This window comes from Azospirillum sp. NS33 (assembly GCF_059703765.1).
On sequence record NZ_BAAKJB010000010.1, the window covers coordinates 84,047 to 109,150 of the forward strand.

The 25,104-nt window shown below is 71.7% G+C and carries 24 protein-coding genes; 7 read left to right on the forward strand and 17 right to left on the reverse strand.

What is annotated here, in order from left to right; all coding sequences use genetic code 11:
* Position 1 precedes the first annotated feature (1 nt).
* Positions 2 to 1,507 (forward strand): Ppx/GppA phosphatase family protein, encoded by a 1,506-nt coding sequence (locus tag AC6H2I_RS11230; RefSeq protein WP_497500715.1) that lies wholly within the window; start codon positions 2 to 4, stop codon positions 1,505 to 1,507.
* Between the two features lie 111 nt (positions 1,508 to 1,618).
* On the opposite strand, the gene AC6H2I_RS11235 is transcribed toward AC6H2I_RS11230, so the two are convergent.
* Complete coding sequence (locus AC6H2I_RS11235; RefSeq protein WP_497500716.1) at positions 1,619 to 2,875, reverse strand: MFS transporter; 1,257 nt, start codon at positions 2,873 to 2,875, stop codon at positions 1,619 to 1,621.
* 147 nt (positions 2,876 to 3,022) lie between these two features.
* Between AC6H2I_RS11235 and AC6H2I_RS11240 the strand changes: the two genes are divergently transcribed.
* Positions 3,023 to 3,799: an AraC family transcriptional regulator gene (locus AC6H2I_RS11240; protein ID WP_497500717.1), complete on the forward strand. Its 777-nt coding sequence runs from the start codon at positions 3,023 to 3,025 to the stop codon at positions 3,797 to 3,799.
* Positions 3,800 to 3,817: 18 nt separating this feature from the next.
* Here the strand turns inward: AC6H2I_RS11240 and AC6H2I_RS11245 are convergent, their stop codons facing one another.
* Together AC6H2I_RS11245 and AC6H2I_RS11250 are read right to left on the reverse strand one after the other, a co-directional pair.
* Positions 3,818 to 4,288 (reverse strand): DUF3299 domain-containing protein, encoded by a 471-nt coding sequence (locus AC6H2I_RS11245; protein ID WP_497500718.1) that lies wholly within the window; start codon positions 4,286 to 4,288, stop codon positions 3,818 to 3,820.
* A 141-nt stretch (positions 4,289 to 4,429) separates the two neighbouring features.
* Positions 4,430 to 5,254, reverse strand: coding sequence for a sulfite exporter TauE/SafE family protein (locus tag AC6H2I_RS11250; protein WP_497500719.1), 825 nt, complete (start codon positions 5,252 to 5,254; stop codon positions 4,430 to 4,432).
* Between the two features lie 238 nt (positions 5,255 to 5,492).
* On the opposite strand from AC6H2I_RS11250, the gene hutG reads away from it, so the two are divergent.
* The gene (gene hutG / locus AC6H2I_RS11255) at positions 5,493 to 6,308 is read left to right on the forward strand and encodes an N-formylglutamate deformylase (protein ID WP_497500720.1); all 816 of its coding nucleotides are present in this window, start codon (positions 5,493 to 5,495) and stop codon (positions 6,306 to 6,308) included.
* Between the two features lie 12 nt (positions 6,309 to 6,320).
* Here hutG and AC6H2I_RS11260 read toward each other — a convergent pair whose 3' ends face one another.
* The 6 genes from AC6H2I_RS11260 to AC6H2I_RS11285 all read right to left on the reverse strand — a co-directional run bounded on the left by AC6H2I_RS11260 (position 6,321) and on the right by AC6H2I_RS11285 (position 11,011).
* On the reverse strand, positions 6,321 to 6,686 hold the full coding sequence (locus AC6H2I_RS11260) for a hypothetical protein (RefSeq protein ID WP_497500721.1): 366 nt from the start codon (positions 6,684 to 6,686) through the stop codon (positions 6,321 to 6,323).
* Positions 6,687 to 6,712: 26 nt separating this feature from the next.
* A complete protein-coding gene (locus AC6H2I_RS11265) occupies positions 6,713 to 6,997 on the reverse strand; it encodes a hypothetical protein (protein WP_497500722.1) in 285 nt (94 codons plus the stop codon).
* A 158-nt stretch (positions 6,998 to 7,155) separates the two neighbouring features.
* Positions 7,156 to 8,022: a universal stress protein gene (locus tag AC6H2I_RS11270; RefSeq protein ID WP_497500723.1), complete on the reverse strand. Its 867-nt coding sequence runs from the start codon at positions 8,020 to 8,022 to the stop codon at positions 7,156 to 7,158.
* A gap of 2 nt (positions 8,023 to 8,024) precedes the next feature.
* Positions 8,025 to 9,755 carry a bifunctional aminoglycoside phosphotransferase/ATP-binding protein gene (locus AC6H2I_RS11275; RefSeq protein ID WP_497500724.1) on the reverse strand — a complete coding sequence of 577 codons (1,731 nt, stop codon included), beginning with the start codon at positions 9,753 to 9,755 and terminating at the stop codon, positions 8,025 to 8,027.
* Positions 9,756 to 9,783: 28 nt separating this feature from the next.
* Positions 9,784 to 10,368 (reverse strand): sugar O-acetyltransferase, encoded by a 585-nt coding sequence (locus AC6H2I_RS11280; protein WP_497500725.1) that lies wholly within the window; start codon positions 10,366 to 10,368, stop codon positions 9,784 to 9,786.
* 13 nt (positions 10,369 to 10,381) lie between these two features.
* Positions 10,382 to 11,011, reverse strand: coding sequence for a LysE family translocator (locus tag AC6H2I_RS11285; protein ID WP_497500726.1), 630 nt, complete (start codon positions 11,009 to 11,011; stop codon positions 10,382 to 10,384).
* Between the two features lie 223 nt (positions 11,012 to 11,234).
* On the opposite strand from AC6H2I_RS11285, the gene AC6H2I_RS11290 reads away from it, so the two are divergent.
* The 4 genes from AC6H2I_RS11290 (at position 11,235) to AC6H2I_RS11305 (ending at position 16,847) form a co-directional block, all read left to right on the forward strand.
* Positions 11,235 to 14,372: a phosphoenolpyruvate carboxylase gene (locus AC6H2I_RS11290; RefSeq protein WP_497500727.1), complete on the forward strand. Its 3,138-nt coding sequence runs from the start codon at positions 11,235 to 11,237 to the stop codon at positions 14,370 to 14,372.
* A gap of 168 nt (positions 14,373 to 14,540) precedes the next feature.
* On the forward strand, positions 14,541 to 15,146 hold the full coding sequence (locus tag AC6H2I_RS11295; RefSeq protein ID WP_497500728.1) for a hypothetical protein: 606 nt from the start codon (positions 14,541 to 14,543) through the stop codon (positions 15,144 to 15,146).
* A gap of 155 nt (positions 15,147 to 15,301) precedes the next feature.
* Positions 15,302 to 15,817 carry a DUF2934 domain-containing protein gene (locus tag AC6H2I_RS11300; protein ID WP_497500729.1) on the forward strand — a complete coding sequence of 172 codons (516 nt, stop codon included), beginning with the start codon at positions 15,302 to 15,304 and terminating at the stop codon, positions 15,815 to 15,817.
* A gap of 100 nt (positions 15,818 to 15,917) precedes the next feature.
* Positions 15,918 to 16,847, forward strand: coding sequence for a DMT family transporter (locus AC6H2I_RS11305; RefSeq protein ID WP_497500730.1), 930 nt, complete (start codon positions 15,918 to 15,920; stop codon positions 16,845 to 16,847).
* 68 nt (positions 16,848 to 16,915) lie between these two features.
* Here AC6H2I_RS11305 and gloA read toward each other — a convergent pair whose 3' ends face one another.
* From gloA to rseP, 8 genes are all read right to left on the reverse strand, one after another.
* Positions 16,916 to 17,323, reverse strand: coding sequence for a lactoylglutathione lyase (gene gloA, locus AC6H2I_RS11310; protein WP_497500731.1), 408 nt, complete (start codon positions 17,321 to 17,323; stop codon positions 16,916 to 16,918).
* Positions 17,320 to 18,516, reverse strand: a complete 1,197-nt coding sequence (gene lpxB, locus AC6H2I_RS11315; RefSeq protein ID WP_497500732.1) for a lipid-A-disaccharide synthase — start codon at positions 18,514 to 18,516, stop codon at positions 17,320 to 17,322. Before lpxB ends, gloA begins: the two co-directional genes overlap by 4 nt.
* Positions 18,513 to 19,343 (reverse strand): LpxI family protein, encoded by an 831-nt coding sequence (locus tag AC6H2I_RS11320; RefSeq protein ID WP_497500733.1) that lies wholly within the window; start codon positions 19,341 to 19,343, stop codon positions 18,513 to 18,515. The genes lpxB and AC6H2I_RS11320 overlap by 4 nt, the downstream gene beginning before the upstream one ends.
* 24 nt (positions 19,344 to 19,367) lie before the next feature.
* The gene (gene lpxA, locus AC6H2I_RS11325) at positions 19,368 to 20,171 is read right to left on the reverse strand and encodes an acyl-ACP--UDP-N-acetylglucosamine O-acyltransferase (RefSeq protein ID WP_497500734.1); all 804 of its coding nucleotides are present in this window, start codon (positions 20,169 to 20,171) and stop codon (positions 19,368 to 19,370) included.
* On the reverse strand, positions 20,168 to 20,665 hold the full coding sequence (fabZ, locus tag AC6H2I_RS11330) for a 3-hydroxyacyl-ACP dehydratase FabZ (protein ID WP_497500735.1): 498 nt from the start codon (positions 20,663 to 20,665) through the stop codon (positions 20,168 to 20,170). Before fabZ ends, lpxA begins: the two co-directional genes overlap by 4 nt.
* 184 nt (positions 20,666 to 20,849) lie before the next feature.
* Complete coding sequence (locus AC6H2I_RS11335) at positions 20,850 to 21,500, reverse strand: OmpH/Skp family outer membrane protein (RefSeq protein WP_497500736.1); 651 nt, start codon at positions 21,498 to 21,500, stop codon at positions 20,850 to 20,852.
* A 4-nt stretch (positions 21,501 to 21,504) separates the two neighbouring features.
* On the reverse strand, positions 21,505 to 23,817 hold the full coding sequence (gene bamA, locus AC6H2I_RS11340) for an outer membrane protein assembly factor BamA (RefSeq protein WP_497500797.1): 2,313 nt from the start codon (positions 23,815 to 23,817) through the stop codon (positions 21,505 to 21,507).
* A 79-nt stretch (positions 23,818 to 23,896) separates the two neighbouring features.
* Complete coding sequence (gene rseP / locus AC6H2I_RS11345) at positions 23,897 to 25,030, reverse strand: RIP metalloprotease RseP (protein WP_497500737.1); 1,134 nt, start codon at positions 25,028 to 25,030, stop codon at positions 23,897 to 23,899.
* Between the last annotated feature and the right edge of the window lie 74 nt (positions 25,031 to 25,104).

A 25,104-nucleotide genomic window follows, 5' to 3' on the forward strand; every position in this document is an offset into this window, starting at 1 on the left:
CATGACCATTGGCACGGGTGACGACGCTGCGGCCGACGGGTCGGACCGCATCGCCGTCATCGACATCGGCTCGAACTCCATCCGGCTCGTCGTCTACGACGGGCTGAAGCGGACGCCGCTGCCGATCTTCAACGAGAAGGTCCTGTGCGGCCTCGGCCGCGGGGTGGAGAAGACGGGGCGCCTCAACCCCGCGGGCGTCACCCAGGCGCTGCAGAACCTGCTGCGCTTCCACCAGCTCGCCCGCGGCATGCACGTCGGCCGGCTCGACGTGATCGCCACCGCCGCGGTGCGCGACGCGTCCGACGGCCCGGCCTTCGTGGACGCCGTGCGCGAGCGCACCGGCCTGGCGATGCGGGTCATCAGCGGCGAGGAGGAGGCCCGCACCGCGGCCATGGGCGTGCTCTCGGGCACGCCGGCGGCCGACGGGCTGGTCGGCGACCTCGGCGGCGGCAGCCTGGAGCTGGTCGGGCTCGACGCCGGCGTGATGGGCCGCCAGGTCACGCTGCCGCTCGGTCCGTTGCGGCTGATGGAGAGCACGACCGGGCGCAACGGCGGCCTGACCCGGACCATCGACCAGCACCTCGACGGCCTGGAGTGGCTGCCCACGGTCAAGGGCCGCACATTCCACCCGGTGGGCGGCAGCTGGCGGGCCCTGGCCAAGCTCCACATGGAGCAGACCGGCCATCCCCTGCACATCATCCATCACTACACCGTCGCCGGCGACGAGATGCGCGACTTCGCCGCGCTGATCGCGCGCCAGAGCCGGTCGTCGCTGGAGAAGATGAGCACCGGGTCGCGGCGGCGAATCGACACCCTGCCCTACGCCGCCCTGGTGTTCGAGCGGCTCTTGCGCGCGGTGACGCCGGGCGCGGTGGTGTTCTCGGCCTACGGCCTGCGCGAGGGGCACCTCTACGGCCTGCTGGCCCCCGACGTGCAGCGCCGGGATCCCCTGCTCGCCGCCTGCGAGGACTGGTCGCTCCGCTACGGCCGGTTCGGCGACGCCGCCCTGCTGGCGAGCTGGACCGCCGGCCTGTTCGCCGGCGAGGACCAGGGGGCCCAGCGCCTGCGCCACGCCGCCTGCCTGCTGTCGGACCTGGGCTGGGCCGAGCACCCGGACTACCGGGCCGAGCACGCGTTCCTGCGCATCCTGCGCTTTCCCTTCCCCGGCATCGACCACGCCGAACGGGTGTTCATGGCCCTGGCCGTGTACGCCCGCTACGTCGGATCGCTGGAGCTGCCGGCCGGTGCCGGCGCGGTGCGCGGCCTGCTGTCCGACGCCCAGGCCCTCAAGGCCCATGTGCTGGGCCTGTCGCTGCGCCTGGCCCACACCCTGACCGGCGGGGCGGCCGCGCTGCTGCAGCGGACGACGCTGCGGCTGTCCGACGAGGCGCTGGTGCTGACCCTGCCCGACGACGCCGGCACCCTGGACGGCGAGGTCGTGCAGCGGCGGCTGGAGTCCCTGGCCAAGGTGCTCAACCGCTCCGGCCGCATCGCCACCCCGCGCTAAGCCGGTTTCGCCGGATCGGGCCACTGGCCCGGCCCGGCGAAACCTGCGGACTCCATGGTTTTGCAGGTGTTCCGAGCCCGCCCATGGGTGGGCGGAGGTCGGAACACCCGCTTAGGACGGCCCCGGCATCGCCCAGGCCACGGCGCCGTCCTCGTCGGGCAGCAGGGCGGCCAGCAGGCCCAGCGCCGGCAGCACCGAGCAGACGGCGAACACCGCCTCGATCCCCAGCCGGTCGGCCAGCAGGCCGAGACCGGCGGCGCCGATGCCGCCGGCGCCGAAGGCCAGGCCGAAGAACAGACCGGACACCATGCCGACCCGGTCCGGCATGAGGTCCTGGGCGTAGACCACGATGGCCGGAAAGGCGGAGGCCAGAGCCAGCCCGACGACGGCGCTGAGCGCCACCGTCGCCGCCAGGCCGACATGGGGCAGCGCCACGGTGAACGGGAGCACGCCGAGGATCGAGACCCAGATCACCCGGCGCCGTCCGATCCGGTCGCCGAGCGCACCGCCGAGCACCGTGCCCGACGCCACCGCGGCGAAGAAGACGAACAGACACATCTGCGCCGCGCCGGTGTCCAGCGCGAAACGGTCGATCAGGAAGAAGGTGTAGTAGCTGCCGATGCTGGCGAGATAGACGTATTTCGAGAAGATCAGCACCGTCAGCACGGTCATCGCCCGACCGCCCCCCGGCCGGCGGCGCCGGACGGGGTGCCCGGCGGCCGGGGTGGCGCCCCTCCCGCCATTCCTGCCGCCCCCCCTGCCGCCCCCCCTGCCGCCGGCCGCCGCCGCCGGGCCGCGGGCCAGCGCCACCAGGGCCAGGGCGGCGGCCAGCGCCGCCAGGCCGAACCAGGCGACGCTGCCCTTGCCGAAGGGCGCGACCACCAGCGCGGCGGCCAGCGGACCGAGCGCCGCTCCGGCGTTGCCCCCGACCTGGAACAGCGACTGGGCCAGCCCCTGGGCGCCGCCCGCCGCCCGGCGCACCAGCCGCGAGGCCTCGGGATGGAAGACGGCCGATCCGAAACCGAGCAGCACGGCGCCGGCCAGCAGCGCCGGGAATCCCGGCGCGGCGGCCAGGGCCAGCAGGCCGAACAGCGACGCCAGCATCCCCAGGGGCAGCCAGCCCGGTGTCGGCCGGCGGTCGGCAAGATGACCGATCACCGGCTGCAGCACGCATGCCGTGCACTGGTACGCGAGGGTGAGCAGGCCGAGCTGCGCGAAGCTGAGGCCCATCCCGTCCTTCAGCACCGGGTACAGCGCCGGCAGCAGCGATTGCAGGAGGTCGTTCACCAGGTGGGTCAGGCCGAGGGCCGCCAGAATGGCGTACCCCGGGGGACCGGCGGCGGGCCGGCCGGTGGTGGAGGGATTCACGGTGGGTCGGGCCTTTTCTCGCCGGGGCCACGCGGCGCCGGTCTTCGTCCCCGGCACCGGTGGCGTTGCGCCTCTCGGATCCGGAGGTTACGGTCGGCCATCCGGGCCCGCCACCGCGGTCGGGCCCATGTCCTACGAGATCGGGCCATGGCGCAGCACGTCCCCATCGACGAGGTCGACTCCGTGGCGCGCCCGCTCATCGCCCTGGGCCGCGACTATCCCGACGGCTGCGTGCTGTCCGCCCATCAGCACCGCCGCGGGCAGCTCATCTTCGGCGCCACGGGCGTGCTCGTGCTCGCGACGCCGGAGGGGCGGTGGATCATGCCGCCGCAGCACGGGCTGTGGATTCCCCCGGGCGTCGTCCACGAGGTCCGGATGAGCGGTGCCGTGCGCGCCGCCATCCTCTACCTCGATCCGGCCCATGCCGGGGGCATGCCCGGCCGGTGCGTCGTCGTCGACCTGCCGCCCCTGCTGCGCGGCCTGATCCTCAAGGCGCTGGAGGTGCCGGCGGACCACCCGCCGGACAGCCACGCCGGCGCGCTGATGGCGCTCATCCGTCACGAGATGCACCAGCTGACCGAGCTGCCCCTGGCCCTGCCCATGCCGGCGGACGCCGCATTGGCCGAACGGTGCCGGCGCTTCCTGGGGCATCCGCTGGTCCACCACTCCATCGACCAGTGGTGCGCGCCGCTGGGCGTGAGCCGGCGCGCCTTCACCCGCCGCTTCCGGCAGCAGACCGGCCTCAGCTTCGTCGAATGGCGGCAGCGGGCCTGTCTGGCAGCAGCCCTGCCGCGCCTGGTGGCGGGCGAGGCCGTCACCACCGTGGCGCTCGACCTCGGCTACGACAACCCCGCGGCGTTCACGACCATGTTCAAGCGCGTGCTGGGCGCGCCGCCACGGGCCTATCTCCGGCGCGGCGGCTGACCCGGCGGGCGCGGCGGCTCAGGCGAAGGAGAGGTCGGCCTGTTCCAGGTGGTAGAAGATGCCCTCGGTCGGCATCAGCCGGAGGGTGCCGGACAGCACCAGCGGCTGCCGGGTGTCGGGCAGCGGCTGACGGGCCCGGACGTGCAGCATGGTGGCCGGGCTCGGCCGTTCGCAGGCGGGGCAGCCGATGGGGTTGGCGGCGAGGATGAAGCGGCTGTGCCGTCCGCTCTCCTCCAGGGGGACCATGAAGCCGCGCAGCCGCACGGTCCGTCCCTCGAGCTCCCGGACCTGCGCCGGAAACTCCGGCGCCGCGGCGGCATGGCTGATGTGGACCTGCGACAGCTCCCGCCACAGGGCGGTGAGGTCGTCGACGGGCAGATGGAAGCGGCTGAACGGGTGCGTCGGCTCGCTGGAGCCGCTGGACCAGAGGGCCCAGCCGGCGACCGGCGCCAACGCCAGCGGCAAGAGCAGGTGTCGTCGGGTCGTCATGAACACGCCTCCCACGGGGTTCCACGAACGCCTTGGAAGGGGGCTGCCCGCTGCGCCGCGGGTCTTGCCTTCCGGTCGTCCGCCGACACGCCGTCCTGCGACGGTTCTGATTTTGGTCGGGATTGTTCCGAACGCCGGGGCCTACGTCAACAGGCCATAGAACATACGAGCCGAGGTGACGGCGAGGAAGAAGGCGAAGGCGCGGCGCAGCCAGCGCGGGTCGATGGCGTGCGCGAGCCGCGCGCCGAGCGGCGCCGCGGCCATGCTGACGGGCGCGATCATCAGCAATCCCAACAGGCTGACATAGCCCAGCGACAGCGGTGGCCGGTCCGCGACGCCGAGCCCGGCGACCACGAAGCCGATGGTGCCGGGCACGGCGATGATGAGACCAAGTGCCGCGGAGGTGCCGACCGCGCGGCGGATGGGGTAGTTGCACAGGACCAGCGTCGGCACCGTCAGCGTGCCGCCGCCGATTCCCATCATCGCCGAGAACGTGCCGATGACCGCGGCGGTCAGCCCCTTCAGCCAGCCGCGCGGCGGGTCGGCCGACAGCCGCGTCGCGTCGGTCGTGAAGGCCATGTGCACCGCAACCGCCAGGGCCACCACCGCGAACACCCCGGTCAGCACCGTGCCGCGCACCGAACCGGCCAGCACCGTGCCCACCAGCACCCCGACCGCCACCCAGGGCGCCCAGGACCGCAGCAGATCGTGGTCCACCGCGTCCCTCCGCAGGTGGGAGCGGACCGACATGATGGAGGTCGGTATGATCGAGGCCAGGGACGTGCCCACCGCGAGGTGCATCTTCACCTGCTCCTCGACCCCGATGAGGCCCAGCAGATGGAACAGCACGGGCACGATGACGATCCCGCCACCAACGCCCAGCAACCCGGCGAGGACGCCGGCGCACACGCCGGCCACGAGGAGAACGAGACCGAGCAGGGACAGCGACAAGGGATCGAACGGCACGAGTCGGCACACCACCAGGGGAAACGTGAGGCCGGACTATACGGGCAGGAATGACATCAATCCACAGCTGTGTGTGCATTGCACACAAGCCACGGCGTGCGCTGGCGGTAAATCAACCGTGACGTGCATATCTCCCGCCATGCGGTATAACAAATCCGTAATATGGTTTGACGCCGAACGGTCCCCTTCCCATAGTCCCGCAGTGCGGCATCCACCCGGCCGCGGCGAGGTCGACGCCATGGAGACATTCCGGTTCCAGCCCGGCGAGACGCCGGTGCTCCTCAGCATTCCCCATGTCGGCACGGGGATTCCGACGGACGTCGCCGCGGCCATGACGGATGGCGCGCTGGCGCTCGCGGACACCGATTGGCACCTCGACCGCCTCTATCACTTCGCGCCCGCCCTGGGCATCGGCTATCTCACCGCGACCTGCTCGCGGTCCGTGGTCGACCTCAACCGGGACCCCTCCGGCACCGCGCTGTACGACGGCGCCGACAACACGGAGTTGTGCCCCCTCACCACCTTCGACCACCGGCCGCTCTACCCGCCGGGCGCGGCACCGGACGCCGCGGAGGTGCAGCGCCGGGTTGACCTCTACTGGCGCCCCTACCATGACCAGCTCGCCCGGGCGCTGGCCGCGGTGCGCGAGCGGCATGGCATCGCCGTTCTGTTCGAGGCCCATTCCATCCGTTCCGCCGTCCCGCGATTCTTCGACGGCACCTTGCCTGACTTCTCCGTGGGCACCGCCGACGGCGCCAGCGCGGCCCCCACGCTGGCCGCCCGCATGATGAACGTGCTCAGCGTCTCCGAGCGCCACACCAGCGTCCTCAACGGCCGCTTCAAGGGCGGCTACATCACCCGTCGCTACGGCCGCCCGGCGGACGGCATCCACGCCGTGCAGCTCGAACTGGCGCAGCACACCTACATGGACGAGGCGCCGCCCTTCCGCTTCCGCGACGAGCGGGCGGCGGAGGTGCGGCCGCGCCTCGAGCGCCTCCTCGCCGCGATCGGCGAATGGGCGCGCGAGGAGGTGCGCCGGCGGGCCCAGGACTGACGCGCCGCGGGCCTACCGCACGCTGGCGACGCGGAAGGTGCGTTGCTCGCCGTCGTGCTCGGTGATCGTCACATAGTCGCCGACGGAGAAGACGTGGCGGTCGAATCGGAAGATCGGCTCATCCGCCTCCTCCGCGTCGCCGTCGCCGTCGTAGTGGAACGCCCAGCGGCTGCCACGGTGGACGAGCCGACCGCTCACCGGCGGCTCGCCGCGCCAGAACCGCCGGACCAGGCATTTCTGGCGCACGCCGCGCCACTCCTCCGGGTCGAACCGTCCGTCGGCGGTCAGCGGGGCGGTGAACTCGTAGCCGTGCTCGGCGCTGCCCGCCGGGTGGTCGCGGGTGCGCGCCAGTTCCAGGCGGATCGTCTTCAACGCCATGGCCGTCTCCTCCCTCCGGCGCGCCGTCAGGCACCGGGATTCCGGCGCGCGAACAGCCCGGGGTGATCGGCCAGGAAGCCGCTCAGCACGGCCGCCAGGTCCCGCGCGTGGCCGGGATCGCCGTGCCGGCAGGCGCGCATGATGTCGTCGCGGATGAAGGCGGCGATGCACCGCTGTCCCGCCGCGCTCGCGAGGAGGCAACAGCCCAGCTCGACGGCCAGCATTTCCGGCACGTGCTCGTGCTCGGCGATGGCGTCGATCTCGGCTTCGCTCAGGCCGCTCAGACCAATGCAGTCATCGATGGTCAGCATCGCAGCGTTCCTCCCGGGAACGTGCCGACCGCGTACGGGCGACGTCCAAAGGCGCCGCGGGTCGCCGAGCGGGTGGGACGCGGGGTCCGCGTCCCTGTCGCCCCTCGTCGGCGGCCTGCCCGGCCATGACCCGCTTGGCGCAGGCCGAGGTGACCGGATCAATGGGCCATCAGCACCGGCAGGCCGGCGTGGTTGAGGACGTGGCGGGTCACGCCGCCGAGGATCATCTCGCGCATCCGGCTGTGACCGTACCCGCCCATGACCATCAGGTCCGCCCCGACCTCCGCCGCCTTGTTCATCAGCGACTGGCCGACCGGTTCCGAACCCGATGGCACAATCGTAAGACGGGAAGAAATCCCGTGCCAAGACAAATACTCGCTGATGCGACGACCCGTCGCGGCGTCGGTGACCGCGGTTTCGGCGGTCAGCACGTGGACCGTCCCGGCCTTGCGCAGGAACGGCATCGCACCGGCCACGGCGCGCGCCGCCTCGGTGTTGCCGTTCCAGGCCAGCGCCACGGAGTCACCGACCGGGCCGGTCGGTGCCGCGGGCGCCAGAAGCAACGGACGGGCCGAGGCCAGGAGCGCCGATTCCACCGTCGCCAGCGCCTGCCCGTCGGTGTCCAGAACGGTGTGGGCGAACACCAGAAGGTCGCTGAGGCGGCCCTCGCGGGGCACCTCCTCCTCGACGCGGCCGACCACCTCGCGCCAGCGCGCCGAGGCGCCGGGACCGGCCGGCGGGGCGTCGCGGGTCGGCAGGCCGGCGGCCTGCACGGCCGCGTCGAAGGCGCGGCGGGCGGCGGCGAGGTGGCTGTTCGCCTCGCCCTCGGCGGCGCGCATGATCTCGTCCACCATCGCGCCGGACATCCCTTCACCCAGCATCGGCACGGCGTCGCGCGGGTCGAGCTTGACGAACAGCGCGTCGACATGGGCGTCGAAGCGCTTTGCGACCGTCATCGCCATGGACAGCGCCACCGCATCGGTGTCGGCGCCGGCCAGCGGCACCAGGATCGTCTTGAGAGTCACGGTCATTCCTCCCAGGGCCGTCGCGGGCTGGCCCTTTCTTCGTTGGCACCTGCGCTCGCAGGTCCGGGCGCCCGGGCGCCCCCATCACTCCCCTCGATCATACGCCCGCCGCCGGCCCGGTGTCCGCTGCGAAAGGCTTGGGACAGGGTTTCGCGGGCCGCCGCCACGACCGCCTCGGGGGTACCCCCGGCGTCGACCCGCGCCCAGTCCACGCGGCCGACGTCGTAGGCGTCCTGGCGCCGCACCACCGCGGCGGTGGCGTCGGAGGCGTCGGCCGTGCGGGCGTCGACGCGGGCCGCCCGCGCCGCCGCCGGCGCCTCCAGCCAGACGCCGCGGAACGGCACCCCGGCGGCGGCGGCGACCGCCTCGATGGCCTGCCGCTCCTCGGGCCGTGCGTAGACCGCGTCCGCCAGCACCGCGTGGCCCGCCGCCAGGGCCGTCGCCGCGTCGCGGGCGAGGGCCTCGTACACCCGGCCGGTGACCGCCGGGGCGTAGGCGTCCGCCGCCAGCCGCACCGTCTCCGCCACGCCGCACAGGCGCTTGCGAACCACGTCGCTGCGCAGCACCACCGCTCCCGGCGCCGCCCCCAGGCCGGGCGCCAGGGCGCGGGCGACGGTGGTCTTCCCGGTCCCGGACAGCCCGCCCACCGCCACCAGCAGCGGCGGCGGCGGCGCCAGCGCCGCCACCGCGTGGTCGAGATAGGAGACGGCGGCGGCGCGCATCCCGGCGGCCCCCGCCCCGTCCGCCTGGGCCGCCGCCGCCGCCGCATCGACCTTGGCGCGCACCGCCGCCCGCACCGACACGAACAGGGGCAGCAGCGCCAGCCCGTCGAGGTCGCCGGTGACCTCGACGTAGCGGTTGAGCACCGTGTTGGCGAGGCCGCGAAGGCCGCGGTGCTCCAGATCCATCAGCAGGAAGGCGAGGTCGTAGAAGACGTCGACCACGGCCAGGCCCTCGTCGAACTCGATGCCGTCGAACAGGGTCGGCCGGCCGTCGTCGAGGACGATGTTGCGCAGGTGCAGGTCGCCGTGACAGTGGCGGACCAGCCCGGCGTCGCGGCGGCGGTCGAGGCGCCGGGCCTGGCGGTCCAGCGCCGCCCGCGTCCGCCCGGCCAGCCGCGCCACCACGGCCGGGGCGAACAGACCGGGATTCCCCTCCAGCTCCGCGATGTTGCCGTCGACCACCGCCGCCATCGCCGCCGCGCCGCCGCCGTCGCGCCGCGGCGCCGCGGCGCCGTGGAACGCCGCCACCGCCTCGGCCAGGCGCCGCATCACGTCGGCCCGGAGGGCGCCGCGTTCGGCCAGGCGGTCGAACAGCGCGTCGCCGTCGAAGCGGCGCATCACCACAACCCAGTCCACCGCCTCGCCGACACCGCCCAGCGCCAGGGTGCCGTCGGCGCGTCGCACCACCGGCTCCACCGCGCGGTAGAGCCCCGGCGCGGTGCGGCGGTTCAGGCGCAGCTCCGCCTCGCAGGCCGCACGGCGGGCCGCGCGCGTCGAGAAGTCCATGTAGGGGAACCGCACCGCCCGCTTCAGCTTGTAGGCGAACGGGCCGGCCAGGAAGACGACGGCGCCGTGGGTGTCGATGCGGTCGACCGGCGCGCCGCCGTGGCTGCCGGGGTCCCCCAGAAACGCCAGGACGGCGCTCTGGTCGCCGTCCCCCGTGGCGCGCGCCGCGCCGTCGTCCGTGGCGCGGGCCGCGCCGTCCCCCGTGCCGCCGCCGCTGCCGATCACGGTGCCCCCTCCGTCCTGCGTTGCCGGGTCAGGCGCCGCCCTCGGGCCGCTGGCGGACCCGGGCCGGGTTGCCGGCGACGGTGGCGCCGGCCGGAACGTCGCGGGTCACCACGCTGCCGGCGCCGATCACCGCGTCGTCGCCCACGGTGACCCCGGGCAGCACGATGGCCCCGCCACCGATCCACACGTTGCGGCCGATGCGCACCGGCACACCGCTCTCGAAGCCCTGGCGGCGCAGCTCGGCATCCCGCGGGTGGTCGGCGGTGTAGATCTGCACCGCCGGCCCGATCTGCGTGCCCTCGCCGATCTCAATGCCGACGACGTCGAGCAGGACGCAGCCGAAGTTCATGAACACGCCGCGCCCAACGCGGATGTTGTAGCCGTAGTCACAGTGGAACGGCGGCCGGATCACCACGTCCTCGCCCACCGCCCCGAACAGCTCGGCCAGCAGCCGGCGGCGGTGCTCGGGCTCGTCCATCCCGGTGGCGTTGTAGGCCCGCAGCAGGCGGTCGGCGCGGGCGGCGTCGGCGGCGATCTCCGGGCCGACCGCCCGGTACAGCTCACCGGCCAGCATCTTCTCCTTCTCGCTCCTGTCCGTCGCGCTCCTGGTCACGGTCGGCGTGCTCCTAGCCGCGGCTGGCGGTCGCCAGCAGGCCGCCGATGCCGATGAAGGTCGATCCGGTCAGCCGGTTGAACCAGCGCCCGTTTCGGCCGAGCCACGGGGCCAGCCGCTGCGCCGCACCGGCCAGCACCAGCTCGTACGCGAACTCGACCACCCCGAAGGTGCCGCCGAGCACGGCAAACTGCACCCAGAACGGGGCCGCCGGGTCCATGAACTGGGGAAGAAAGGCGGCGAAGAAGATCAGTGCCTTGGGGTTGGAGACGGCGACCAGGAAGCCCTGGGCGAACAGCCGCCGCGGGTGGCCGCCGTCCGCCGCCCCGCGCCCGCCGGCGGCGGCGGTGACGGCCGGCGGCGGCGCCCGCCACAGGCGCACCCCGAGGAACACCAGATAGGCGGCGCCAAGCCACTTGACCACGGTGAAGGCCTGCTCCGAAGCCGCCAGCAGCACGCCCAGCCCGGCCAGGGAGGCCGCCACCAGCACCAGGAAGCCGCACACCCCGCCGAGCGCCGTCGCCACCGTTCGCGCCAAGCCGAACCGGACGCCGTGGGTCAGCGACAGCAGGCCGTTGGGGCCGGGGGTCACCGCCAGCCCGACCGCCGCGGCCACGTACACCAGCCAGAGTTCGAGATCCATGCGCACCCCCGGACAGACACCGCGACTGTAGCCGGGCGCCGCCGTCCGCGCAAAGGAGCAAACGGCACGCCGGCGCGCCACCACCCGGCCGTCCGGAAACCCGCAAGCCCGGGCATCCCGCCGAATGGGATAAGTTCCGCACTGCACCATCCAGCGGTTGACACCCCGTGCGAACGAATCACATGCTCCAGGGGCTTATCCACTCCGCTGGGGGACCGTGTCTATGACCGACGCCGATATCAAGCCCGCCCGCCCCCGTGATGCGCGTGCGCGCCACGCCGCCGCGGCCAAGGCGTCGAGCGCGGCCGATACGGGTGCGGCGGGTGCGACGGCCGGTCCGACGGCCGGTCCCGGGCCGACCTCCGCCGACCTGCTGCCGACGGTGGCGCCGCTGCTGACCAGCGCGGCCCGCTTCCCCGGCAGCGCGGGATTCGACGCCGCCCAGTGCGCCGGCGACCTGACGGAGTGCCTGGACCGCTTCGTCCGGGAGAGCGACGAGGACCCCTTCAGCAACCCCGTCCTGCACCTGTCGCTGGAGATCACCCGCCGCCTCGCCGCGGGATCGCTGGACTTCGGCAAGCTGGAGCAGCTCATCCAGTACCTGTCGGCCGAAGGGCTGCTGGACCGGGCCGAGCGGTTCGCCGCCAAGCTGGGCGACACCGACCCCGAGGCCAACGCCGACCGCCTGCGCGGCCTGATCCGCGCCCTGGCGCTGCCGGACGGCGCCGAGACGCCGGTGCCCTTCGACACCTTCCGCGACACCGTGGAGCGGGAGGTGTTCGGCATCGTCATGACGGCCCACCCCACCTTCAACCTGTCGGGCGCGCTGATGAACGCGGTGGCCTGCCTGGCCACCGGCCGCACCACCGAGGGAACGGTGCTGACGCTGGACGAGCGGGCCGCGCTGGTCGCCCGCATCGTCGATTCCGAGCACCGCCCCGACGCCGGCATCTCGTTGAAGCGCGAGCACGAGCTGTCGCTGATGGCGCTGGACAACGTGGGGCGCGCCCTGCGCCGCCTCTACGGCATCGTCTTCGCCGTGGCGGCGGAGGTCTACCCGGAGCGCTGGTGCGAGCTGACGCCCAAGCTGCTGACGGTGGCGAGCTGGGTCGGCTACGACATCGACGGGCGGTCCGACATCAAGTGGACCGACACCCTGCACAAGCGCCTGAAGGTGCAGTCCCTGCAGCTGCGCCACTATCTGGGCGAACTCCAGGCGGTGCGCGCCGCGGCGCCGGGGGACGAGGAGCTTCGCCACACGCTGGAGCAGATCGAATCCCGCCTCGTGCTGGCCAACCACGAGGTGACCGACGAGCTGCAGGTGTTCGCCACCCACGACCCCGAGCAGGCCGACGCCTACCGCAACATCCAGCGCATCGCCAAGCGCATGCACGACGACCAGGCGTTCCGCCTGGTCGACGCCGGGCAGCTCATCGAGCGGGTCAACCGGGCGATCCGGCTGCTGGGGCAGCAGGGGCCGAAGGCCTCCCCGCTGGTGGTCCGGCTGTGCGTGCTGCGGGCCGAGATGGCCAATTACGGGCTGGGCCAGGCCCACACCCACGTGCGCATCAACTCGACCCAGCTCCACAACGCCATCCGCAAGGCGGTCGGGCTGAGCTCGGCGCCGGACGACCCGCGCTACCGCCAGTCCTACCTCAACGCGCTGACGCAGCTGCTCGACAAGGTGACGCCCACCTCCATCAATTTCGGCTCCCTGATCGTCGAGCGCACCTCGGCCAAGCGCCTGTTCATGGTGGTGGCGCAGATGCTGAAATACGCCGACGCGTCGACGCCGATCCGCTTCCTCATCGCCGAGAGCGAGACCGCGTTCACGGTGCTGACGGCGCTCTACTACGCCAAGGTCTTCGGCATCGACGACCGCCTCGACATCTCGCCGCTGTTCGAGACGGAGCGGGCGCTGGAGGTCGGCAGCCGGGTGATCGACAGCCTGCTCGACAACCCGCACTTCAAGACCTACGTCCAGAAGCGCGGCCGGCTGTGCATCCAGACCGGCTACTCCGACGCCGGACGCTATCTCGGGCAAACCCCGGCGTCGGCCTCCATCGAGCGGCTGCGCAACCGCGTCGCCCGCCTGTTCAGCAAGCACGGGCTGAGCGGCGTGCAGCTGGTGATCTTCGACACCCACGGCGAGTCGATCGGCCGCGGCACCCATCCCGGCTCCTTCGAGGACCGCATCGCCTACACCGCGCCGCCGGCCTGGCTGCAGGCGCTGGCCGACCAGGGCGTGTCCTTCAAGCAGGAGACCAGCTTCCAGGGCGGCGACGGCTTCCTCTACTTCACCACCGAGACCACCGCCTTCACCGCGGTGACCCGCATCGTCGAATACATGCTGGGCCAGCGCGCCGGCAGCCGCGACGACCCGTTCTACGACGACAACGACTACATCACCGAGTTCTTCACGACGGTGAAGGAATTCCAGGTGTCGCTGGTCGAGGACCCGAACTACGCGGTGCTGGTGTCGGCGTTCGGCGCCAACCTGCTGTACCCGTCGGGCAGCCGCGCCTTCAAGCGCCAGTACGACAGCGCCGCCGAGAACATCGACCAGCAGTCGGTGTCGCAGATCCGCGCGATTCCGCACAACGCCATCCTCCAGCAGCTCGGCCTGCCCGCCAACACGGTCGGCGGCGTCGGCGCGGCGATCGAGAAGGACCCCGACCACTTCGCGTCGCTCTACGGCCGGTCGCGGCGGTTCCGGGGCCTGATGGGGGTGGTGGAGTACGGGTTCGGCATCGCCGACCCGGCGGCGCTGAAGGCCTACATCGACACCCTCGACCCCGGGCTGTGGCTGACCCTGGCGGCGCGCGCCGACACCGCCGCCCAGGCGGAGGAGATGCGCCAGCTCGCCGGCCATCTCGAGGACAACCCGACGCACCAGCGCCAGCTCCGCGTCTACCGCAAGCTTTACCGCGATTTCACCATCCTGCGCGACGGGCTGGAGCGCACCGGCCCGGGCTGCGCGGCGCTGGTGAGCGAGCGCACCCGCACCGGCATGCGCCTCCTCCACGCGGTGCGGCTGGCGTTGATCCACGAGATCTTCCGTCTGGCGACCCGCATCCCGGAGTTCTCCAGCCAGCACCAGACCACCCGCGACCAGCTGGTGAACCGCATCCTCCACCTGGACGTCTCGACGGCGGTGGAGCAGCTCAAGGTCATCTTCCCGGCGACCGCCGACCTGGCCCTGGACGACGACGACTTCGGCGAGTCCGCCACCTATGTCGGCGACGAGGGGCAGGACTACCGCCAGGAGAACGAGCGGATCTTCCGGCCGATGACCGGGCTGGCCGAGCTGGTGCTGCGCACCGGGTCCGCGCTCACCCAGCGCATCGGCTTCTTCGGCTGAGTCCGGCGGCCGCGCGGCGCGGCGCGGGATTGCTACCTCCGAGGGGTGCGCGGCGGGACTTGCGAAAGTCCCACGCGCACCCCTTATCATGTTGAACTTGTAGTAAGGTTTCTGGCGCATAGTGGGGCGCTCGACAGCTCCGCCCCCCGCGTACGGGAGTCTCGTGACGTGAGTCATCGCCGTCCGGCCCTTCACCTGGCCCCGTCCTCCCGCGCCGCGCTCGTCGCGGCGGCGCTGTGCGGCGCCGTGGCGGCCGCGGCGCCGGTGCACGCGATGACGCTGCAGGACGATGGCGTGCCGAGGGCGGGCGGCGCGACGCGGAGCGCGTGGCGCCTCGGCAGCCTGTCGCCGGAGGCGGCGCCGCCGGACCGCGTCGACGCCATCGGCGGGCTCCACGACAAGTTCCGGATCGGCGGCGCGCTGCTTCCCTGGCTCGCCCCCTACGCCACGCTGAAGCCCTGGCTGACCGCCCAACCCGGCGTCGACGGGCAGCTGGCCAGCACCGGCGGCCTGCTGCTCGACGTCCCGCTCGGGTCCTTCACCTTCACGCCCAGCATCGGGGCCGGCTACGTCCCGCTCTCGCCCACCGAGCCCGACGGCAACCTGCAAGTGCGGTCCCAGCTCGAACTCGGCTACGAGTTCGCCAATGACGCCCGCGTCGCCCTGGGCTACAGCCGCATCGTGCCGGCCGGCGACAGCGTCGAGCCGCGGGCCGGTGACAACGTGTTCAGCTTCACCTTCCGCCTCCCCTTCGGCGCGGTCACCGGCTGGTGAAGGGCGGCAGAGGCGTCAGTGTTCGCCGCCGCACTACTCTCCTCTTTACTGTTTTTTAAGCACGGCACGGTCTATTGCTGGGCGCAATATTGTGCGACGTCCGCCGGGATGGCCCCGGACGGTCCGACGCCACGCCGACGAGCAGGGGACAGCACATGGCCAAGCGCAAGACCGCCACCGCCGACACCGTCGACACCGCCACCACCGAAGCCGGCGCGGAAGCCATCCTGCGCAGCAACTTCACCTCGCCGGAGCAGGACGCCCTGGCGCTGATGCAGGCGGCGACGATGCTGATCGAGGCGGACACACCCGCCAAGGTCAACCTCGCCCTCGATCACAATCTGAAGCTCTGGATCGCCATCAAGACCATCGTCCAGTCCGAGCGCTGCACCCTGCCCGAGGAGGTCCGCGACAACCTCGTCCACCTGGCGCAGTTCGCGTCCTCGACCACGCTGGAGGCCGGCAGCGGCGAGATCGAGGCGGCCAAGCTGATCGCCCTGGCCCGCGTCGACATGCACATCGCCGAAGGCCTGCTGCGCGGCGAGCAGACCCGCATGGTGCAGGAGCGCGCCTACGAGCTGTGGCAGCAGTCCGGCTCGCCGGAGGGGCGCGACATGGAGCACTGGCTGGCCGCCGAGGGCGAGATCAAGGCGATGCTCACCCTGCGCTGACCCGTTGCTGCACCGCCGCATCGGTGCCATACCGGTGCGGCATGGCCGGTGCGACCACCCTCCGGTGACGCGGGCGGCGGCGTTTGCTAACGTTCCGCCCGTGACCGTCCCGACCGCCCCCTTCCAAAGAACCGACAACGCCGCCCAGGGCATCGCCATGGTGCTGGCGTCGGTGTTCCTGTTCGCGATCATCAACGTGCTGGTGAAGACCCTGACGGCCACCTTCCCGGTGACCGAGGTGAGCTTCTTCCGCAACGCCTTCGCGCTGATCCCCGTCGTCCTCGCCGTGTCGGTGAATGGCGGCTGGCGCTCGCTCCGCACCGCGCATCCTTGGGGCCACGTCTGGCGCTCGGCCATCGGCCTGACGGCCATGCTGCTGATCTTCTGGTCGTTCGCCCTGCTGCCCCTGGCCGACGCCACCGCCCTGAACTTCACCACGCCGCTGTTCCTCACCGCCCTGTCGGTGCCGCTGCTGGGCGAGAAGGTGGGCATCCACCGCTGGAGCGCGGTGGCCGTCGGCTTCGTTGGCGTGCTCATCATCCTCCGGCCCAGCGGCGCCATGCTGGAGCTGGGTGCGGTGGTGGCGATCGCCGCGGCCTTCGGCCAGGCGCTGGCGATGGTGGCGATCCGCCAGTTGAGCCGGACCGAGCCGCCCAACACCATCGTCTTCTACTTCACGGCGCTGACCACCCTGTTCTCCGCCGCCACCCTGCCCTTCGCCTGGGTGACGCCGAGCTGGGGCGAGCTCGGGCTGCTGGCGCTGACCGGCCTGGTGGGCGGGTGCTCCCAGCTCTTCCTGACACGGGCCTACTCGCTGGCCCCGGCCTCCACCATCGCGCCCTTCAACTACACCTCGCTGCTGTGGGCGGCGCTGTTCGGGTGGTTGATCTGGGGGGAGCTGCCCTCCCTGCCGGCGGCCATCGGCGCCGGCATCGTCGCCCTCAGCGGCCTCTACATCCTGGAGCGCGAAACGCGCCGGCGCAGCACCATCGTCACCGGCGCCCGCTCCCCCCAGGCCGGCGAGGACTGACCCGCGCCCCCGGCCCGTGCCGGGCGCGGGGGATGCGGGAGCGGTGGCGCGATCCGGACGACGCCCGATCAGGCCCGCTCGATCAGCTCCACCTTGTAGCCGTCGGGGTCCTCGATGAAGGCGATGACGGTGGAGCCGTGCTTCATCGGACCCGGCGGCCGCGGGATCTTCACGCCCTCCGCCGCCAGCCGCGCGCAGGTCGTGTGGATGTCGGGAACGCCCAGCGCGATGTGGCCGTAGGCGGTGCCGATGTCGTAGGGCTCGGTCTGGTCCCAGTTGTGGGTCAGCTCCAGCACCGCCGTGTCGGACTCCGGGCCATAGCCGACGAACGCCAGGGTGAAGCGCCCGCCTTCGAAATCGGACTTGCGCAGCAGGGTCATGCCGAGCAGGCGGGTGTAGAAGTCCAGGGACTTCTCCAGGTCGAGCACCCGCAGCATGGTGTGCAGGAGCCGGAACTCTCCGGTGGCCTCGCTCATTCTCTGTCTCCTTCTCTTCGGGTCTTCGCCGCCACGTCGAGGACGACGCGGGCGGCGCGCTCGCTGGGCGGGGTGCCGCCGCGGCCCAGCCAACGGGCCACCTCGGCCACGCCCTCCACCTGGTCCCGCCGCGCCTCCGGATCGTCGAGCAGGCGGCCGAGCGCCGCCGCCAGGCGATCGGCGCGGCACTCCTCCTGCAACAGCTCGGGGACCAGCATGCGGTCGAGCATCAGGTTGACCAGGTTGGCATACTTGATCTTGATCAGCCGGCGGTACAGCGCCACCGTCAGCGGGTTGAGGCGGTACGCGATCACCGCGGGCAGGCCGGCCAGGGCGAGCTCCAGCGCCACGGTGCCGGAGGCCGCCAGCGCGACCTCCGCGGCGGCGAAGGCGTCGTGCTTCTCGGCCTCGCCCTCCACCACGACGGTGCGCAGCGGCCAGTCGGCAACCGCCGCCGCGACCCGATCCCGCACGTTGGCGACCGTCGGCACCACCGCCACCAGACCGGGGTGCGCCGGCAGCAGCCGCTCCAGCGTGCCGCGAAAATCCGGCAGCAGCCGGGAGACCTCGCCACGCCGGCTGCCCGGCAGCACGCAGACCAGACGCTCGTCCGGCGCGAGCCCATGGAGGGCACGGAACGCCGCGGCGTCGCCTCGCCCGGCGCCACCCTCGACGACGGAGTGGCCGACGAAGGTGCAGGCGAGCCCGGCCTGCTCGAAATACGGCGGCTCGAAGGGGAGGATCGCCAGCAGATGGTCGTAGATCGCGGCGTATTTGGCGGCCCGGCCCGGCTTCCACGCCCACACCGTGGGCGCCACGTAATGGATCAGCGGGATCGCCGGCGCCGCCGCCCGCACCCGCTGGGCGACGCGCACGGTGAACCCGGGCGAGTCGATGCTGACCACCACGTCGGGCCTCAGCCGGAGCACGTCGGCCGTGGTCTGGCCGAGGCGCCGCATCAGGTTGGGAAGCTGCGGCAGAAGCTCCACCACCCCGAACAGGGCGAGCTCCGCCTGGGGGACCAGGGACTCGAGTCCCTCGGCGGCCATGCGCTCGCCGCCGATGCCGGCGAAGCGGACGCGCCCGCCGGTCAGACGCTTCAGGGCGGCCATCAGGCGTGCCCCCAGGGCGTCGCCCGAGGGCTCACCCGCCATGAGGTAGACCAGCGGCCCGGACCGCGCGGCATCGGTCATGGCGGCGCGTCCACGCCGACCACGAAGAGGCCGAGCCGGTCCGCCTCAATGGCCACCGCGGCGCGGTCGACGACCAGGCTGCCGCCGGCTTCGACGGCGATTCCGGCGAGGCCGGCGGACGCCGCGTTGACAACCGTCGCCGTGCCGATGGTCGGCAGATCGAGTCGGCGGTCCTGCTGGGGTTTGCGCATCTTCACGAGAATCCCTCCGCGGCCGCTGCGATGCAACGGGCCGGCCCGCTCGATCATCGCATCGGTGCCCTCGATCGCCTCCACGGCGAGGACGATGCCGTGCTGGACGATGCAGCCCTGGCCGACGTCCAGGGCACCGAGGCCCCGCGCCACCTCCACGCCACGGGCGATGTCGCGCCATGCGTCGTCGTCGGGGTGCCGGGCGCCGAGGGCGCCGGGCGGCGTCAGCAGGTCGCCGAGGATCTCGTGCAGGCCGACCACCCGGAATCCCTCGTCCTCCAGCTCCCGGGTCACCGCCCGCAACAGCCCGTCGTCCCCGAACGCCTTGGCACCGACCCGGGCGAGGAAGCGGGCGGTCCGCCAATCCGGCAGCAGCTCGCCCAGGGACGGGCGGCGCACCGGGCCGGCGAACACCAGGTCGCCGACGCCCTCGTCGCGCAGCCGGGCGATGATCGAACCGGCCGCGCCGAACCGGCTCCACAGGTGGGGAACGCCGTGCACCGACGCCGGGTCCGTGTGCCCCTCGAACGCGACGACGAACACCGCGCGGCCGGCACCGCGCACCGCGGCGGCCAACCGCGCCGGAAGCACTCCGCCACCGGCCAGGATTCCGAGGGTCCGAGCGGGATCGCCCATGACGGCCGAGCCGCGCGGCGCCGGTCAGGCCCCGTCCTGGCGGGGCTGAAGCAGGGGGCGCGACGCCTTGGTGCGGATGAACTCCAGCATCTGGACGACCAGTGCGGCCTCGCCGAAGCTGGCCGCCACCTCGTCCAGGCGGCCGGCGAAGGTGTCGCCGGTCGCGGTGAAAAGGGCCTTGTAGGCGCCGCGCAGGGCCCGGATCTCGTCCTTGGCGAAGCCGCGCCGCTCCAGGCCCACCAGGTTCAGGCCGGCCAGCCGGGCCCGCTCGCCCATCACCAGGCCGTAGGGGATGACGTCGTTCTCGACGCCGGACATGCCGCCGATCATGGCGTGGGGGCCGATGCGCACGAACTGGTGGATCGCCGACAGGCCGCCCAGGATGGCGTGGTCGCCGACCACCACATGCCCGGCCAGGGTGGCGTTGTTGGCCATGATGACCCGGTCGCCGACCAGGCAGTCATGGGCGACGTGGGCGCCCACCATGAACAGGCAGTGGTCGCCGACCCGGGTCACCATGCCGCCACCCTCGGTGCCGGGATTCATGGTGACGCTTTCGCGGATCTGGTTGAAGCGGCCGACGATCAGCTCCGAGGGCTCGCCGCGGTACTTGAGGTCCTGGGGCGGATGGCCGATGGAGGCGAAGGGGTAGACGACCGTCCCCTCGCCGATCCGGGTGCGCCCGTCGACGGCGACGTGGGACACCAGGCGGACCCCGTCACCCAACGCGACGTCGGGACCGACCGTGCAGAACGGACCGACGCTGACGCCCGCGCCGAGGCTGGCCGCGGGGTCGACGATGGCGCTGGGGTGAATGGAAACGGTCATTTCTCGTCCAGGATCATGGCGGAATAGGTCGCCTCCGCCACCAGGACGCCGTTCACCTTGGCTTCGCCCTTGAACTTCCACACGTTCCCGCGGTTGCGCTGCTTGGCCACGTGGATGTGGAGCTGGTCGCCGGGCATCACCGGCTTGCGGAACCGCGCCTCGTCGATGGTCATGAAATAGACCAGCTTGCCCTCGGCGTTGCTGCCAAGGGTCGACACCACCAGCACGGCGGCGGTCTGGGCCATCGCCTCGATGATCAGCACCCCCGGCATCACCGGCCGCGACGGGAAATGGCCGGCGAAGAACGGCTCGTTGATGGTGACGTTCTTGATGCCGACGGCGGTCTCGTTCAGCACGATGTCGACCACCCGATCGATCATCAGCATGGGGTAGCGGTGCGGGATCATCTGCATCACCCGCAAGACGTCCATGTCGGCAACCTTGTTGGGGTTGTCCGCGCCGCCTTCCGATCCGTTCTCTGCCGCCACGTCCATCGTCCGTCCGTCCGCTGTTCACCACGCCGACGTCCCGGTCCGGCCACGGACGTCCGGCCCCTTTTGCCCCATTTCCCGCACCGGATCAATCGTCACGGGCCCGCGGGAACGGCCGATGCCACGGCGACGGCCGTGGCCGGCGCCGGGGCCCTGACCATCGCACGCCGGCGCCGGGGACGGCGCCTTACTGCTTGGGAATGCTGACCGCGACCTTGGGCAGCTTCTCGTTCAGCTGGCTCAGCACCGTCGCGGTGAGATCCAGCTTGGGCTCGAAGATCAGCACCGACTGGCGCGGCACCACGACGTTGATGCCGCGGTTGCCGGCGACGTCCATCATGATCTGGTACATGGTCTTCTGGACCTGCCCCATCGCCTCGTTCAGCACGGTGTCGAGGGTGCGCTTGCGCGCCTGGACGGTGCGCTGCACCTCCGACACCTGCTTCTCGAAATCCCGGCGCTTGGCGGCGAACGCGTCGGGCGCCAGCACGGTCTGCTGCTTGCGCAGCTCGGCCTCGGCGTTCCGCAGCTTCTCCTCGAGCGACGCGATCTCCTTCTGGTAGGTGTCGCGCTGCGTCTCGACCGCCTGCTGGATGCCCTTGGCGGCCGAGGATTCCTGCAGGATCTTCTGCACGTCCAGCACGCCGATGATGGGCGTGGGCAGCGGGGCCGTGGCGTCCGCGGGGGCGGCGGACGCGGCCGGCGCGGCCTGCTGGGCGGCGGCCGGGCCGGCGATCGCCAGGGCGACGGCGACGCCGCCGGCCATGGTGGTCGCGGCGAGCAGCGCCGACATCGTCTTGCCCGCGGCGGTCGCGCCGGCGGTGGATTTGAAGGTCATGGGTTTAGAACCTGGTTCCGAAGCTGAAACGGAAGATCTCTTTCTTGTCGTACTCTTCCTTGACCACCGGCAGGCCGACATCGATGCGAATCGGCCCGAAGGGCGACCGCCAGGAGACGCCGGCACCCACCGACACGCGGACGGTGGCGTCGGTGGCCACGTTGGGGTCGCCGTCCACGACGCTGCCGCCGACGCTGCCGAAATCGGTGAAGGCGTGGGCCTTCAGACCGAACTCCTCCGGCACGCCGAGCGGGAAGGTCATCTCCAGCGACCCGCGGTAGTAGCGGGTGCCGCCCAGCGCGTCGTCGGTCCTCAGATCGCGCGGACCGACGCCGGCGGTTTCGAAGCCGCGCAGCGTGTCGCCACCCATGAAGAACCGATCGGCGAGGAACACGTCCTCGTCCTTGAAGTCGTGGATGATGCCGATTTCGCCGGTGGCGCTGACCACCCATTTGTCGTCGTCGCTCAGCGGCAGATAGTAGCCGCCGGCCAGCCGCGCGCGGACGAACCGGGTGGTGCCGCCAAGGCCGGAGACGTCGGTGGACAGGCGGCCGAAATAGCCGTCGGTCGGGGTCAGCCGGCTGTTGCGGCGGTCGTAGGTCAGCTCCTGGCCGATCAGCGAGTTGGTGCGCGCGCCCTCCTGGTCGCGGATGTAGATCGAGGCGTCGCTGGGGACATCGTCGATCTCCGTGGACTGGAGCTGGTAATAGACGCGCTGGCGCAGGTACTCGGTCAGCGGGAAGCCGGTGCGCAACGCGAAGCCGGTGTTCTTCTCGTCGTACGACGCCTCGTCCTGATAGTCCCGGGTGGTGCGGAACAGATCGATGCCGGCCTGGAGGTCGCGGTCGAGGAAGTACGGCTCGGTGAAGCTGATGTCGTACTCCTGGCGGCGCGACGACAAGGTGGCGCCGAAGCGCAGATCCTGGCCGCGGCCCAGCAGGTTGCGCTCGCGGATCGAGAAGTCGCCGAGGATGCCGTCGGTGGTCGAGAAGCCGGCGCCGATGGCGATTTCGCCGGTGGACTGCTCGGCCACCTCGATGTTCACCACCGAGCGGTCCGGCGCCGAGCCCTGCTGGGTCGTCACCTGCACCCGCTCGAAGAAGCCGAGGTCCTTGATGCGCTGCTCGGAGCGGCGCAGCTTGGTGGTGTTGAACGGATCCCCCTCGGCCAGCATCATCTCGCGCCGGATCACCTTGTCCAGCGTGCGCACGTTGCCGGCGATGTCCACGCGCTCCACGAAGACGCGGGGGCCCTCGCCGATCTCGTAGACCACATCGATGGTGTTCTCGTCGCGATTGCGCTGCACCCGCGGCCGGACGTCGACGAACGCGTATTGCAGGTCGCCGGCGGCGTCGCTCAGGGCGGCGATGGTCTTCTCGACCTCGCCGGCGTCGTACCACTCGCCTTCCTCGGTCGACACCACCCCGCGCAACTGCTCGGGATCGAGTCCGCGCAGGTTGGTGCGGACATCGACGGTCCCGAACTTGTAGCGCTCACCCTCCTCGATGGTGAAGGTGATGAAGAAGTCCTCGCGGTCGGGCGTCAGTTCCGCCACCGCCGACACCACCCGGAAGTCCGCGTAGCCCTCGCGCAGGTAGAACCGCCGCAGCAGCTCGCGGTCGTAGGTCAAGCGGTCGGGATCGTAGTTGTCGTCGGAGGTGAGGAAACGCCAGAAGGCGGTCTCCTTGGTCAGCACTTCCTCGCGCAGCGAGCCGTCGCTGAACGCCTCGTTGCCGACGAAGCTGATCGAGCGGACGCCGGTGCGCGGCCCCTCCTCGATCTCGAACACCAGATCCACCCGGTTCTGGTCGAGCTCGATGATCTTCGGCTCCACCGTCGCGGCGAACCGCCCCTGGCGCCGGTAGATGTCGATGACCCGCTGCACGTCGTTCTGCACGCGGGTGCGCGTGTAGACCTGGCGCGGCCGGAGCTGGATCTCCGACTGCAGGTTCTCGTCCTCGACCCGCCGGTTCCCCTCGAAGGCGATCCGGTTGATGATCGGGTTCTCCGCGACCTGGACGACCAGGGAGTCGCCGCGCCGCAGCAGCTGGATGTCCGAGAACAGGCCGGTCGCGAACAGCGACTTCAGCGACTCGTCCAGGCGGTCCGGGCTGAAGGGGTCGCCCGGCTGCACCGTCAGGTAGGAGCGCACGGTCGCGGGCTCGATGCGCTGGCTGCCCTCGACACGGATCTCCCGGATCGTTCCGCCGGGCGTGGCCTGGGCGATCTCGATGGCCGGCTGGGCACCGGGGGCCGGCATCGGCCCACCGGTGATCGTGCTCCCCGTCTGCGCCAAGGCAACAGTTACCGTTGTCATGGCGCAGCCGGCCATCAGGCCGAGCGCCAGAACATTCGACGACACCCGCAAAGCACGCCCCCTGGCTTCTGACGATTATTTAGGAAACGAGTCCCTTGAAGAAGTCGACCACGCGGAGTTGAACCAGATCGTTCCACGTGGCGAAGACCATGAGCGTTAATACCAGAGCCAACCCGATGCGGAAACCGTATTCTTGCGCCCGGGCACCGAGCGGCCGGCCACGCGTCGCCTCGATGGCGTAGAACAGGAGATGGCCGCCGTCCAGCATGGGGATCGGGAAGAGGTTGATGAGGCCGAGGTTGACCGACAGGAAGGCCATGAACCAGATCAGCGCGTAGCCACCGTTCTGCGCCACCTCTCCCGACATCTGGGCGATGCGCAGCGGACCGCCCAGCTCCTCGGTGCCCCGCGACCCGTCGATCATCTGGCCCACCGCGGTGAAGGTGCCGCTGATCATGCCGACGATCTCCCGGCCCGCCTGCCACGCCGCGGTGACGGGATCATGGCGCACGTTCTCGGTGCTCGCCCGGGTGATGCCGAGCAGGCCGATGCGGTGGACGTTCCCGAATCGGTCGGTCAGCTCGGTGGCCTTGGGGGTGACGGTCACGGCGCGCTCGGCACCGTCGCGCTCGACGCTGATCCGCAGCGGCTGGTCCGGCTTGATCGAGACGATCTGGCGGATCTCCTCGAAGCGCTGGATGCCGGTGCCATCGATGGCGACGATCACGTCGCCCGGCAGCAGCCCGGCCTCCTCGGCGGCGCTGCCCTCCTGCACCCCGCCCACCTCGGGCGGGGTGAAGGGCTGGCCGGCGGTGGCGAACAGGATCGTCAGCGCCACCAGCGAGAAGACGAAGTTGGCCATCGGACCGGCGGCGACCACCGCGGCGCGCTGCCCCACCCGCTTGTGGTGGAACGACACCGCCCGCTCCTCCGGTGTCATCGCCGGCAGGTCGGCGCCGGGGGTGCTGGCGGGATCGGCGTCGCCGAACATCTTCACGTAGCCGCCCAGGGGAAGCGCGCTGAACTTCCACCGCGTGCCGGCCCGGTCGAACCAGCCGAACAGCTCCGGACCGAACCCGATGGAGAACACCTCCACCCGCACCCCGTTGCGCCGGGCGATGTAGTAGTGGCCGAACTCGTGAACGAACACGAGCACCGAGAGGACGATGAGAAACGCGAAGACCGAGATGCCGAAACCGCCCAGGAAGTCCATCAACCGTCCGCCTTGTCCGCCGGCCCGCCGGGGTGGGCCCGCGGTTGCCGTTCAGGGTTGCCGATCAGGGCTGC

Excerpts from the sequence above, each read along its gene's own strand:
- AC6H2I_RS11230 (WP_497500715.1), top strand. The coding sequence starts at position 2 with ATGACCATTGGCACGGGTGACGACGCTGCGGCCGACGGGTCGGACCGC.
- AC6H2I_RS11240 (WP_497500717.1), top strand. The coding sequence starts at position 3,023 with ATGGCGCAGCACGTCCCCATCGACGAGGTCGACTCCGTGGCGCGCCCG.
- AC6H2I_RS11245 (WP_497500718.1), bottom strand. The coding sequence starts at position 4,288 with ATGACGACCCGACGACACCTGCTCTTGCCGCTGGCGTTGGCGCCGGTC.
- hutG (WP_497500720.1), top strand. The coding sequence starts at position 5,493 with ATGGAGACATTCCGGTTCCAGCCCGGCGAGACGCCGGTGCTCCTCAGC.
- AC6H2I_RS11260 (WP_497500721.1), bottom strand. The coding sequence starts at position 6,686 with ATGGCGTTGAAGACGATCCGCCTGGAACTGGCGCGCACCCGCGACCAC.
- AC6H2I_RS11265 (WP_497500722.1), bottom strand. The coding sequence starts at position 6,997 with ATGCTGACCATCGATGACTGCATTGGTCTGAGCGGCCTGAGCGAAGCC.
- AC6H2I_RS11285 (WP_497500726.1), bottom strand. The coding sequence starts at position 11,011 with ATGGATCTCGAACTCTGGCTGGTGTACGTGGCCGCGGCGGTCGGGCTG.
- AC6H2I_RS11290 (WP_497500727.1), top strand. The coding sequence starts at position 11,235 with ATGACCGACGCCGATATCAAGCCCGCCCGCCCCCGTGATGCGCGTGCG.
- AC6H2I_RS11300 (WP_497500729.1), top strand. The coding sequence starts at position 15,302 with ATGGCCAAGCGCAAGACCGCCACCGCCGACACCGTCGACACCGCCACC.
- gloA (WP_497500731.1), bottom strand. The coding sequence starts at position 17,323 with ATGAGCGAGGCCACCGGAGAGTTCCGGCTCCTGCACACCATGCTGCGG.
- lpxB (WP_497500732.1), bottom strand. The coding sequence starts at position 18,516 with ATGACCGATGCCGCGCGGTCCGGGCCGCTGGTCTACCTCATGGCGGGT.
- AC6H2I_RS11320 (WP_497500733.1), bottom strand. The coding sequence starts at position 19,343 with ATGGGCGATCCCGCTCGGACCCTCGGAATCCTGGCCGGTGGCGGAGTG.
- lpxA (WP_497500734.1), bottom strand. The coding sequence starts at position 20,171 with ATGACCGTTTCCATTCACCCCAGCGCCATCGTCGACCCCGCGGCCAGC.
- fabZ (WP_497500735.1), bottom strand. The coding sequence starts at position 20,665 with ATGGACGTGGCGGCAGAGAACGGATCGGAAGGCGGCGCGGACAACCCC.
- AC6H2I_RS11335 (WP_497500736.1), bottom strand. The coding sequence starts at position 21,500 with ATGACCTTCAAATCCACCGCCGGCGCGACCGCCGCGGGCAAGACGATG.
- bamA (WP_497500797.1), bottom strand. The coding sequence starts at position 23,817 with ATGACAACGGTAACTGTTGCCTTGGCGCAGACGGGGAGCACGATCACC.
- rseP (WP_497500737.1), bottom strand. The coding sequence starts at position 25,030 with ATGGACTTCCTGGGCGGTTTCGGCATCTCGGTCTTCGCGTTTCTCATC.